We start from the raw sequence: 11,449 nt of genomic DNA, 5'->3' as shown, positions 1-11,449 counted from the left end.
ATAAAATTTATGAAAAAATATACGGCTACTGTATGTCTGCTTTTCCTGTCGCTCTGGGGTGGTTCTCCGGCGGTTTGGGCGCAGCAACGCTTTACCAGAGGGGATAGCACCGCGTTCATCGTCAATTGTCGTACGGCCCTGGAAGACTATACCAGCGCCCTGAACGCGGCCGGTTTTTACTGCCAGTCGCAGGGGGAGTTCAACAGCAAACAACAGATTCTGATTGCCCAGTCGTTTGCCGGCAAAGAGACGTTTGTGTTCAGCGATCTGATGGGCGAGTCGTATCCCGTTGAGCAGTATTCCCAACAGTTTCGCCTTTTCAAGGGCGATGCGGAAACCGATCTGGACCGGGAGAAATACCTGCTCAGCCGCAACAGGGAAGGGCGACTGGTGATGGTCGCCTATGTAACCCAAACGACAGCGTTTAACAAACCGGGGACGGCCCGGACCAAACGGGCGACCCCGCTGGCGATCCATTTTTCCTTCGATATCCTCACCGAATCGAGCGGTTTTGAGCCACAGAACTACCGGATTGTCAAGATCGAAAAAGCCGCCGTCATTCCGCCCCAGGCCGTTTCTTTTCCGGTGGATGTGAACCTGACCGAAATTCGCCAGCGTGAACGCAGCCTGAGCTGGGCGGTGTATCGCCTGGCCAAAAGCATCACGGAAAAACTGCCGGACAAGAAGAAACCGGTGGTGGTAAGAAAATTTTCGTATGACAACAGCCAGCTCACCAATGCGTTTTCCGATCAGTTGGTGAACGAGCTTCGCCAGCGGCTAAAAACCGACGAAGGCCTGAATGTGGTGGCCGACGACCCGGCCCAGGGGCTGGGAATTCGCGGAAGCTACCGGCAACGGGGCGGTCAGGTTGAAATCATGACCGAGCTCTTTGATCCGGCTACGGACAACAGTTTCGCCAAACTCACGCCGAATCTGGACCTGCCCGTTACCTGGGTGCAGCAGAAGGGCCTCCAACTGAAACCGGAACAGAACGATGAGGTGATTGCCACCCAGCAGACCATTACGGCCGGAGCGCCACCGGCTTCGGCTCCGCCCGTGGAGGCCAAAGCCGAACCCTTCCAGATTACGATGAAGGCGTCCGGGACGGCGCGGAAAAACCTGGAATTCTGGGAAAAAGACACCATGACGGTGCAAATCCGGGTCAATAAGCCCGGCCACGTCCGGCTTCTCTACGTGCAGACCAACGGGGAGGTTGCCCTGCTCTGGAACGACTTCGAGATTAAACCGGGTCAGGAAAACAAGGACATTGTGTTTCCGGATCAGTTTGAGTGCATTCCGCCTTTTGGTCAGGAAACCCTGATTGCTGCGGCATCGACCACCCGGTTTTGTCCGGTCGAAACCAAGCCGAACGAACACGGCGCAGACATCATCGTGGGAACGCTGAAAGATGCGCTGAAAAACGCCCGGTGTGTGGATCGGGGCATGGCCCGGCTGCCCCAACTGGCCGAGACACGGCTGGTGCTGACGACCCGCAGCGCGGTGGCCCAACGCACGAAATGACGTTTTGAATTCGCCGTTGACCCGGCCTATACCTTTACTTTATCCCTGATCCTATGAAAATCATGCGTATTAACCTGTTGATGGGGATGCTGCTCGTGCTGCCGCTGACCCTGGTGGCCCAGAAGGGCAAGAAAAAGAAGGAGGAGTCGAAGCCGGAAACAACGGCCCCGAAGCCCGTAGCCCCGGTGGTGCCGGACACGCCGGTGGATGAAGTGCCTCTCGATAAAACCGGAAAAGGGATTATCATCGAGTTTAAACCGCCCTATAAATACATGCTGGTGCTGGCCGAAAACGATGAAGAGGGGCGGTATAGCCACGTGTTCATGACCGATTCAACCCTGTTTCCGAAACGCAGGGTGAGCTATTCGAAGGGAGTCCGGCGAAAAGTGAAACCCCAGGATTTACTGACGCCGTCTTCGTTCCGGGCCGGTATGGAAATTACCTTCCATTTCGACCACCGCCAGCGGACATTGCAGAACACCGCCAAAGAAATCTACCTGGACGATGAGTATTTCGGGAAGGCCAAAGTCAGCGGTATTCTTGAATTCCGGGATGGAAACCGGGCCGTTATCGACGGACAGGAAGTGCGGATGGACCCTAAAGCCGAGGTGAAGGGCCTGGACGAATGGAAAAACAAAACCTTTACGACGTTTAACCAGATGCAGTTAGGAGCCGAACTGACTGTAACGGGTCGGCGCGATACGAGCGGGGTTATTTTTGTCAAATCCGGCACCATGCGCCCGGTTGAAATCAGTAAGGACGACCTGTTGATGCGACGGGCCATCAATAAGGCTTTGTTCATGAACAAAGACGTTTTACAGATCGGCAAAGACATGTCGTATCGCTTCGTGACCGAGCGAAACCTGTTTGCGTATGTCAATGATGTGGGGCAAAAACTGATTCCGGAATACCTGAAATCACTCGACCCCAACCACCCTGATTTTATCAACTTCAAGTTTTATCTGGTTCACGACGATACGTTCAACGCGTCGGCCTATCCCAACGGAACGGTCATTGTGCATACCGGGCTGATCAAACAACTGGAAAACGAAGCCCAGTTGGCGGCCATTCTCGGACACGAAATTGCCCACGTTACCCAGCGTCACCACACCAAAAGCTACCGAACGGGCAAAGACTGGCAGGCACTGGCGGATTTCGGCAGCACCGTGACTGGCTACCAAACTGGCAGCGATGTGCCGGCCAAGTTGATTCAGGCCGCCAAAGACATGTACCACAGCAGTTATAACCGCGAACAGGAAACCCAGGCCGACCGCATCGGGCTGCAATATATGTTCATGGCAGGCTATGACCCCCGGCAGGCGGCCAAAGTCTGGAGTAAACTGGCCAAGGATGAAAAGGAAGCCGGTGAATCGCCGGAGGAAGCCGCGGCCCTGCAATACGTCATGAACGCTTCGGAGACCGGCGAACAACGGCACGACAACAGCCAGCGGGCCTCCGACCTGGCGGCCACGGGCTATGCGTTGAGAAGCCAGAACTACGCCATGCTCGCGTTCCGGAATGTGGCCTCCAAAAAAGGCGAGTCGGTGTATTCGTCACACCCGCGTTCCCTCGACCGGTTCAACCACGTGAACTTTCTGCTTTCGACGGCCTTTGCCTACACGGATTTTAATACGCTGGAAACCAACGAGCCTGATTTCAAAAAGGTGCAGACTCAGCTTAAGAAAATCGTCGTTCAGCCCGCACCGGGGGTAAAAACACCAGACAAGCCCGGTGATAACAAGAAAAATCCTAAAAAACCGGGGACCAAACCCGGAAACAACCGGGGAAAAACATTCGTAAAACCGCAGTAGCCCTATGCGCATCGTAGCCCTTCTCTGTCTACTCTGTTTCGCCGGCCCGGGGACGTCACTGTCTTTGGGGCAGGCGAAACTGCATTTCATCGTTTTTGCCGACACGGATGATCCGACCCTCGGCGACGCCAACCGCAAAACGTACAATTACCTCACCGGCAATTACGGCCCCAACGTGGCCCGATACGCCGGTTTGTCGCTCGAAATGGCGGCTTACAGCGGGGCCAAATGCCTGGCCACCGAACTGGACCAGAAGCTGGACGCGCTGAAAGTGGACGCCGACGATGTGGTACTGTTTTATTTTATCGGACACGGCTGGAACAACCGCCAGAATGAGTACCCATCCCTGATTTTCGGAAAAGCCAACGCCGACCGCGCCACGCTGGAAACCAGTTCCCGAAATCTGCAGACGATTTACGAACGGATTCTGGCCAAAAAACCGCGTCTGGCGCTGGTAATTGGCGAAGCCTGCAACAAAGAACGGAGCGATGAGCCGCCCGTCACCAGCAAACGCGAGGCCATTCCGATGGATGCGCCGGAAAGTGCCGATGCCGCCAAATACAACGCCTTGTTTCGGCATTATGCCGGGAGCCTGATTCTGAGCAGTTGCAAACGCAACCAGTACTCCTTCAGCGATCCGAAAGGCGGCTGGCTGGGGGTTTCCTGGCAGGTGGCGACCAACCGGCTGCTGTCGTCGAAAACAAAGGAAAAACCGACCTGGGACCAGTTTGTAAAAACCGTTGTCAAACTGACCGAAAGTGCGGCTGCGAAGAACAACCAGAACCAGAACCCGCAGCTACAGATGGCTATTCGCCCCGTCCAGGGAGGAGGGGGCGGTGTTCCGCCGAAACCACCCGTTCCGCCCGTGCCACCGGATCAGGCGCCCTGCCCGCCTTTAGACAGCTACGTAAACGAGACGGCCCTGGCCGGTATTCGGGAAGATTTGCCGCTGTTGAAGCGGATGGACGAGGAAATCAGCACGGACAATGCCGAGCAGTTTGCCGAAAAATTCGACACGTTTTACCGCAACCAGAAGAATTTCTATGATTCCCTGAACCAGATGCTTTTCTACGATCAGGCCGATATGCCGGAACGCTGTCGGGCTGGCTTTCAACAGGATACGCGCTGGGTAAAACCCAAAACGACGGAAATCATCCGGCGGTATCAGATCGTGGTCAAAATGAGTAAACAACCCCAGCAACTCGTGGCCCAGGCCCGAAGCGAATTGCCCTCGCTCATCCGTCGGCTGGAAGAAATTCTCGAAAAACTGGATAAATAATCGCGCACTCAACATCAATTTTTCTCTCGTTAAAACAAATCACGTTTACTATGAAAGTTCTTTTTACGTTGGCTGGATGGCTTTTAATGGTTCCCCTGACGATGGCTCAGGTTTCGTCGCAGCCGGTTGTGAGCGTGTTTCCGTTCAAAGGAAACTACAGTGACCGGGTTACTTCGGCGGTTTTTTCGGGCCTCACGAGTTCAAGGCGGGTCAAAACCGTCGACTCTTCCACCCTGGATCAGATTGTTCAGCAGCAGAAAAAGTCGCTGGACGACAAATACGATCAGACCAACGCCATTCAGGCCGGGCAGTTGGCCGGGGCTCAGTTTATGATCAACGGCGAGGTAACAGCGGTGAATTTCAGCAACCAGCGGATCGGAAATGTGACCTATAATAATTGCAATGTAGAAGCCAAAGTGCAGGTGACCGACCTCGAAACGGGCGTTAGCGAGTTCGAAACGCTTCAGAGTTCGTCCAGTTCCAGCAGCAATTCGGATCAAGATTACCTGGTCAACATCGCCATGAGTTCCCTGATGTCCAAAGCGGAAAGTTTTGCCCGCCGAAAATTTCCGGCCAGTATGCAAATTCTGGAAGTGCTAGAAAAAAGCGAGAAGAAAGGCATCATCAGTTTTCGGGTCGAAGGCGAAGGACTGACCTCAAAAGCATCGGCATCGGACGACGACCTTCTTCCGTTCCCGCTGCCGGGGATGCGCACGCGCATCATCATTACCAATCAACGCGAAGTAGCCCGGCCCGACGGAACCAAACGGATTGTGAATGAGGAAGTTGCTTTTGCTAAAATTAAGAAGGTAGAAGATGGCGGCACGGCTCTGTGCACGGTGACCGAAGGCGGAAAGAAGCTGCAGGAATTGTGGGATAAACAAGCCCGGCTGATGCTTAAAACCACCAACTAAAGAAGGGACGATGATGAAACTCCGATTGAGTATGCTATCGGTTTTGATGGTGAGTTGGCTGCTGTGTGTGCCGGTTTTTGGGGCCCTGGCCGAACCGCCGGTCGCGGTTGTTGTGAAGACGGGGAGTACCCACGACCTGACGTCCGTCCTTCCGGTTTTGCAGGGATTACTCCGCGAGCGGAAATATTCAGTTGTGGCGGGTTCGCAGGCTGGCGAGGCCGGGTGGCGGATCGAATTGAGCTGTCTGACGGATAAATGCCCGCTGGATGCGTCGGTGCCGCGGGTAGTTGTCAAACTGGAAGCCTTCGACCCCGACTTGTCGGAGCCGGTGGCCGTTGTCAGGGCCCCCCATTGCAGTGTTCAATCGATCGATCAGGCGGCTTCCCAGGCGGTTACGATTCTTTTCAAAGGCCGGGGGGCCTATGAACGCGACCGGGAAGCGTTTTTTCGGCAGATAGGCTTTCATTTCTCCGGAAAACAGGCGGCAAAACCGGTGTTGGCCGTGCGGGATACCGTTGGCCCGCAAATTGATGTGATCAGCCCTTCGCTGCCGGAAGCAACCCGGGGCATGGCCCGGCTGGCCAAGGCTAAAACGGGTGAGGTTACCATCATCGGGCGGGTCACCGATCCCTCAAAAGTAGACCGGCTCACGCTCAACGGCCAGTCGGTTGCGCTCGACGAGAAAGGGACGTTTCAGCCGGTGGTGCAACTGACCGACCGGGGCGACTACCCCATTCTGATGGAAGCGTATGACGCAGTGGGCAACGTCAGCCGACTGGAATTTACGCTGACGCCCCAGATGGCCCAGCGGATTGCGGCTGCGAAGTCGGCGGTCGATAAACGGCTGGCGCTGGTGATCGGAAACGGCGGGTACAAGGGCGTGCCAGCGCTGGGCAACCCGGTCAACGATGCCGACGCGATGGCCAGTTCGCTGACCAGCCTGGGATTCAGGGTGATCAAATGCACAAATGTCGACCGGATTGCCCTCATCAGTGCCATCAATGCGTTTGGCGAGGTGCTGAGCAAGGAAAACTACACGGTAGGAATGGTCTATTATGCCGGTCATGGCGTTCAGCGCAACGGGTTGAATTACCTGGTGCCGGTGGAGGTGACAAAGCAGAGTGATGTTGAGTCGGAATGCGTTGGCTTGCAGCATATTCTGAATAAAATGGAAGCCGCCAACACCCGCGTCAACATTCTGGTGATGGATGCCTGCCGAAACGATCCGTTCGTCAAACCGGTTCAGCAACGGGATGTCGGCAATTCGGGCGGCCCGGCGTCGATCAAAGCCCCAACCGGCACGCTCATTGCCTTTGCTACTGCGCCCGGCAGTACGGCCGCCGACGGAACCGGTAAAAACGGCACCTACACCGAAAGTTTGCTGCAACACATCCAGAAGCCCAATGTCTCGATCGAATCCGTTTTCCGGCTGGTGCGCACGGATGTGATGCAGAAAACAAACAACGAACAGATTCCCTGGGAGTCGACTTCGCTGACGGGTGACGAGTTTTATTTTCGGCGTTGAAATTTAACTACGCACTAACTTCCTCAGGGGAATCTTTCACTGGGGCTGTGCCTGTTATACTTTTTATGATGGGTTTAACAGATAAAACTTCACGGAGAATATCGTTTATTAAATCGATAGCATACCGCTGGTAGGCATCATATTTCTCAGATAGAATTTTTTCTTTGATTACATCTCCTTCCGGATAGTGGTTATCCGCCGAAATGAATCCCAGTAAAACGGGTTCTTTGGTGCGCCGTGAAACAATCGGTCCCACAATCCATTTTCCATCCGGATCTTTATGAAGTCGTTTTGTATTGACGTCTTCAGCAGGAAACATTTTTCTGTGCTGATGCATGGCATACGGATTGTCTTTAAACCGGTTAATGGTGAAGCTGCAGTAAGGATCATCAGCCCTGGACGTCACTCCCACGTATTCATTGTCTTTTTTACAGTCCTTTAACGTTGCACTTTGAGTAGAATACGAATAAATGCACGTAAAAACTTCTGCCTCTTCGTTATAGACCCAAAGCCTAATACGGGCCAGTTCGCAATTTGAACCCGTTAGGGGTTTTAATAAGGCTTTTATGAAGCCAAATCTATTATTTTCATTCTGCAAGAAAGCAACCCACGATTTTCTGTTAATATTTTGGTCTAATCTTTTTATTGATTCGTTAATCTCAATAATAAATCTTTTAGCCTTATATTTTTCTCCTGCTATATTGTTTGAAAAGTCGCGATCAGGAGAGTTGGTGATGAAGTGAGCCATCCTTGATATTCTGCTGGTTACTTCAACAAGTTGTTGAGAATCTCTGGACCACGCAACAAGAATAAACGAAGTATAGTGGCCGACCTTTACAGGCGTTGCATAGATGGAGCCTTCGATGTTGAAAAATTTTATACCTTTCGGTGAGATGATAGTTTCATTATTGTCCTTCATGATAATATCATCAATATACTTCTCGTTTTGTTGTTTAAGAATATGGGTTGCCAAACTAGTTTCGTCAAATTTGTAACTGAATTCTACTTCATTCAAAGTTGATAAAATTTCAGGGTCGTACTGGGCTACTAATTCGCCCTTCCTATAGTTTATTTCGTAAAAAAGGTACGAAATTTTGAAGCGTTTCAAACGGAAACAATTATCCATTAATCCCTGCAGGGCTACTGCATTGCTGAGCAAGTCGATTTCTTTGACTGATTTTTCGCGCAGCTCAAGTTCTTTGAAAATTGCACCGAATGAGCTTGACTGACTCTCAATTGTTTTGAGGTGTTCAAGCGTAAAGGCATCCACCATAGAACTCTCGATCGAAACAACACCGACGGGGCTTCCATCGGAGAATACTTGCGTGATTAACACTGATTTGGTTTCCGGACTTAGAGGGTTATACTGGTATTTTTCCGGAATGGTATCAATATTTGAAATCTTTTGGTTCTTACTAATATCGCTATAATATAAATATTTTCTCTCTCTACCACCCAGAGAATAAATGAATCCAAGAATGGTGTCATGACTGATTCTTTCAGCGTAGTTCTCAGATTTGTAGTATTCATTTTTTTGGTATAAATCATCTTTAAAAATATATTCCAGTCCAGGAATATTTCTGCTCTCAACGAAAGAGACAATGCCCCTCTCGGCACCAGTTAACTTAAGCGTTTCCCTTAATAAATTGTGGATAATGTCGTTAAAGCTAAAAGATGCTGAATTTATATTAACAATTTTGTTGTTCGTCACGAGTTTTTGGGAAACACTACCCGAAAGGGTCTTCAGGAACGAGCATACAATATCGGTTAATATATCTCCAGTGTAATTCTCCGGAATACGGCAAAGTATTACGTTAATGTTATATGAATCCTTTAGGTATTTTATAAAAGATTCATCAACTTCATTTTCAAAAAGGACCGCATAGTGAGGTCCAAAATTTGATTTATACGTTAGTTTTGCATCATCCATTAGCCTCAGTAAATCGAAATCTTTTAATGAGGATCCAATAAATAAAAATGTTTTCAAAGAAAGCAGAATGGTCAAGCCGTCATTAAATGACTTATTGATTTGCATTAAATCTCTATACTGTGTTCTCGTAAGCACCAGTGAGCTCAAGTCTTCAATGTCACCATGTGTTTTTATGATGGCAAAGGTGTTCTTCTTGATTGATCGGAATATGTTCTCTGCCAGCCTCCAGGTATAGACGGGGTGGGTTTCATTATAAGACATTTCCAGCAGTTTATCGTAATTGGTGGTGATGGCTGTGGAAAAAGGAATTCTGGAGATTGCTTTATGAATTTGAGATGGTTGTGATGTTTTCTTGAAAATCTCCCAAATGTGTTCTCCAAGTTCGTTGCCAAGCACTTGCTGAAGCAGTTCCGCCGACATCAAAAAATCGCCTTCTCTTAGTAATTTTTCCGCCAAGTTGAATGATTTCGAAAAGTTGGAGTTGTCATTGTCGAATTCTTTCAGGTTGGCTTTCGCCTTCATAAGACTGCTGACTAACAACGCTTTCCAGTCTGGAAGGCCTGCCGATATTGAAGCACCAGCGCCAACATAGACCACCGCTTTCTGACTCGATATGGCATCAACCAGGGGGCGGATATCAAAGTTTATTTCAATACTTGAGAGTAAATTATGCATGATCGTAAGGGTTTAGGTAAACAGGACAGAGTATGAATGGCACGGCAAAGCCAGCCTTGTTGACCGAATTGGGTCACGAGACAGTAATTTGACTTGTACTAAGAAGGCTCAGTTCAGTGGGCAATTGACCCGGTAATTCCAGATGGTTTGCCCCGTCACCCGCACCGTTACATACTGGCTTTTGGTTTGGATGAGTTGCTGCATGGATGCCCGCGACCAACTGTCGTAGATGGTGCTGCCGTAGTAGATAAACAGCGGTTTCGAATCCTCATCGATGTCATCTTTGCGGCCCTCAAACACCTCGATCTGATCCGGGACGGCATCGGTGTAGTAGTCCAGCGCGAACGTGGCATCTTCCTTGCCCAGGTCGTATTCGGCAATCACGACCTTGATGTCCGGGCTTTGATAATCCTGCCCGTCCTGCCCGCCATTGCATTGAGACAGGGCGATGTCGTCGTGAATTTCCGGACCGGCTTCGTTATTCAAGGGATCCGGGGATACGGCGGTCGAATCGGGGGACACTGCGTTCAGGCTGTCCGGTGGGGAAAGGCGGTTTTTATGCCCCCGGACCGATGCGTTCAGCTGATCCTGCGAGAGCGGTTTTTCGTCATACGCGAAGTAGTAGTAGGCAATCAGCCCGGCCACCAGCAGCACCAGCAATCCCAGCAGCAGTCCCAGACAGCCCAGACCACGCTTCACCGGTTTGAGCGGATCCGGAATAAAAACCGGAATCACGTAGTCGGCCTGGCCGCGTTCGTGGACGTAGGTTTTGACCAGCGGCTCTTTTTTATCGACGAGGTCGTAACACTGCACACTTTCGCCATAGTAGGTATTGTTGAGCAGCAACCGTCCCTGTTCGTCGGCCTGGGCGGGCAGTTGCATTCCCTGATAATCGAGCCGGATGTGGTGTTTGGGAACCGCCCGCCCGTGCTGGTCTACCACCCGGAAAAACATGGAAAACGGCAGTCGTTCGAGCAAAACCGGATAGGGTTCCGCCGGATTTCGCTCATCCACGAAGACGGTTTGCCGATTCACCGGTTGCCCGCCCGCGTCCTGCTGATGCACCGTTATTTCGCTCAGATAAGGAACCTCCGCAATCGTTAACAGACCCTGTTCGTCGGTAGTCAGTGTCCGTTTATGGGTTTCAAACTCAACCGCCAGCGGCTCGTTGGCTGCGGGCAGGTTCGTCGGCCGGTACGTGGCTCTGATCACCACGGGCGTGACCCCAAACGGCACCAGTTTCCGGATGATGTTGCGCTCGGGCTTTTCCGTTTCGAACATAAACCCCCAATTGGTCAGCGTAAACCGGGGGCCGTCGGGCGTATTGAACACCAGAATGTGTTCCGTCGAAGGTACTTCCAGAAAGCTCTCGACACTTTGGCGCAAGTTCCGGTAGCTGGCCCGGTCATATTGCCCCGGCCCCTTTTTGATATACCGGATGATGTCGCGAAACAAGTAGTTGACCTGCTCGTTCAGGATCGGCAGAAGCTGCTGCTGTTCCTCGGGCGAATACGACGCCAGCGTCCGAAAATCGCCGGGATACTCGCCATACCAGGTAATTTCGTCGCGACCAGCCCCCGTTACGAGCGGCTCGGCAAACAACCGGTCGTGGCCGTTGACAAACAGGCCGCGCACCTGTTCATACCGTTTAACGTTTTCACCCACATTAAAAAATACCGGCCGAATGCGTTTCAGGGGGGTTGTAAGGAGTTCGCGTTTCATGCGGAAAGGGCTTTCTGATGGTTTGGTAAAGCGCCGGGAGCGCCCGGATGTCTATTGATGCCCGCCCATGAA

The 11,449-nt window shown here is 51.5% G+C and carries 7 protein-coding genes; 5 read left to right on the top strand and 2 right to left on the bottom strand.

All coding sequences use genetic code 11. The features are described from left to right. Positions 1-9 precede the first annotated feature (9 nt). The 5 genes from ACO064_RS10420 (at position 10) to ACO064_RS10400 (ending at position 7,050) form a co-directional block, all read left to right on the top strand. Positions 10-1,521 (top strand): DUF4384 domain-containing protein, encoded by a 1,512-nt coding sequence (locus ACO064_RS10420; RefSeq protein ID WP_421827312.1) that lies wholly within the window; start codon positions 10-12, stop codon positions 1,519-1,521. A gap of 62 nt (positions 1,522-1,583) precedes the next feature. Beyond that, the gene (locus ACO064_RS10415) at positions 1,584-3,332 is read left to right on the top strand and encodes a M48 family metallopeptidase (protein WP_421827311.1); all 1,749 of its coding nucleotides are present in this window, start codon (positions 1,584-1,586) and stop codon (positions 3,330-3,332) included. A gap of 4 nt (positions 3,333-3,336) precedes the next feature. Next, positions 3,337-4,611, top strand: coding sequence for a caspase family protein (locus tag ACO064_RS10410; protein WP_421827310.1), 1,275 nt, complete (start codon positions 3,337-3,339; stop codon positions 4,609-4,611). A 50-nt stretch (positions 4,612-4,661) separates the two neighbouring features. Next, a complete protein-coding gene (locus ACO064_RS10405; RefSeq protein ID WP_421827309.1) occupies positions 4,662-5,525 on the top strand; it encodes a CsgG/HfaB family protein in 864 nt (287 codons plus the stop codon). A 10-nt stretch (positions 5,526-5,535) separates the two neighbouring features. Continuing rightward, complete coding sequence (locus ACO064_RS10400) at positions 5,536-7,050, top strand: caspase family protein (RefSeq protein WP_421827308.1); 1,515 nt, start codon at positions 5,536-5,538, stop codon at positions 7,048-7,050. Between the two features lie 7 nt (positions 7,051-7,057). Here the strand turns inward: ACO064_RS10400 and ACO064_RS10395 are convergent, their stop codons facing one another. Both ACO064_RS10395 and ACO064_RS10390 read right to left on the bottom strand, forming a co-directional pair. Continuing rightward, positions 7,058-9,655 (bottom strand): SIR2 family protein, encoded by a 2,598-nt coding sequence (locus ACO064_RS10395; RefSeq protein ID WP_421827307.1) that lies wholly within the window; start codon positions 9,653-9,655, stop codon positions 7,058-7,060. A 108-nt stretch (positions 9,656-9,763) separates the two neighbouring features. After that, the gene (locus ACO064_RS10390) at positions 9,764-11,377 is read right to left on the bottom strand and encodes a hypothetical protein (RefSeq protein WP_421827306.1); all 1,614 of its coding nucleotides are present in this window, start codon (positions 11,375-11,377) and stop codon (positions 9,764-9,766) included. Positions 11,378-11,449: the final 72 nt, after the last annotated feature.

Source organism: Larkinella sp. (assembly GCF_965227735.1).
Classification (GTDB): Bacteria; Bacteroidota; Bacteroidia; order Cytophagales; family Spirosomataceae; genus Larkinella.
The sequence above is the reverse complement of the archived record's forward strand: the minus strand, read 5'-3'. Positions and strand labels throughout refer to the sequence as shown.

What these genes read in the sequence shown, in the direction of transcription:
- ACO064_RS10420 (WP_421827312.1), top strand. Translation starts at nt 10, where the DNA reads ATGAAAAAATATACGGCTACTGTATGTCTGCTTTTCCTGTCGCTCTGG.
- ACO064_RS10415 (WP_421827311.1), top strand. Translation starts at nt 1,584, where the DNA reads ATGCGTATTAACCTGTTGATGGGGATGCTGCTCGTGCTGCCGCTGACC.
- ACO064_RS10410 (WP_421827310.1), top strand. Translation starts at nt 3,337, where the DNA reads ATGCGCATCGTAGCCCTTCTCTGTCTACTCTGTTTCGCCGGCCCGGGG.
- ACO064_RS10405 (WP_421827309.1), top strand. Translation starts at nt 4,662, where the DNA reads ATGAAAGTTCTTTTTACGTTGGCTGGATGGCTTTTAATGGTTCCCCTG.
- ACO064_RS10400 (WP_421827308.1), top strand. Translation starts at nt 5,536, where the DNA reads ATGATGAAACTCCGATTGAGTATGCTATCGGTTTTGATGGTGAGTTGG.
- ACO064_RS10395 (WP_421827307.1), bottom strand. Translation starts at nt 9,655, where the DNA reads ATGCATAATTTACTCTCAAGTATTGAAATAAACTTTGATATCCGCCCC.
- ACO064_RS10390 (WP_421827306.1), bottom strand. Translation starts at nt 11,377, where the DNA reads ATGAAACGCGAACTCCTTACAACCCCCCTGAAACGCATTCGGCCGGTA.